Origin of the sequence: Frankia umida (assembly GCF_023242945.1) — a bacterium.
In the GTDB taxonomy this organism is placed as follows: Bacteria; Actinomycetota; Actinomycetes; order Frankiales; family Frankiaceae; genus Frankia; species Frankia umida.
The window spans coordinates 1-248 of record NZ_JALKFT010000142.1 but is presented as its reverse complement, the minus strand read 5'-3'; the positions used below and the strand labels follow the sequence as shown (position 1 = coordinate 248).

1 protein-coding gene is annotated in these 248 nt (G+C 83.1%); it reads left to right on the top strand.

The genetic code is table 11. The annotated features are described in order from the left end of the window. Window positions 1-248 (top strand): hypothetical protein (locus MXD59_RS26150; RefSeq protein WP_248827225.1); only part of this gene is annotated, 248 nt, incomplete at both ends.

The window sequence follows — 248 nt, the reverse complement described above, 5'->3', positions numbered from 1 at the left end:
AGCCGGCCGGCTGCCGTTCTCGTGGTCCGAGGTCCAGCTGCACGCCACCGGGGCCACCACCCTGCGGGTCCGGCTCACCCCGCAGGAAGACGACGTGGTGTCCCTGCTCGCCGCCGACGTCGCCGGCCGGACCGTCGTCTCCGTCGGCGCGCTGACCCTGCGCCCGGTGCCCGCGGGGGCGCGGGGGCGGGGGGGGGGGGGCCCCCCCCCCCCCCCCCCCGCCCCGGGGGCCGGGCGGTTGCGGCCCG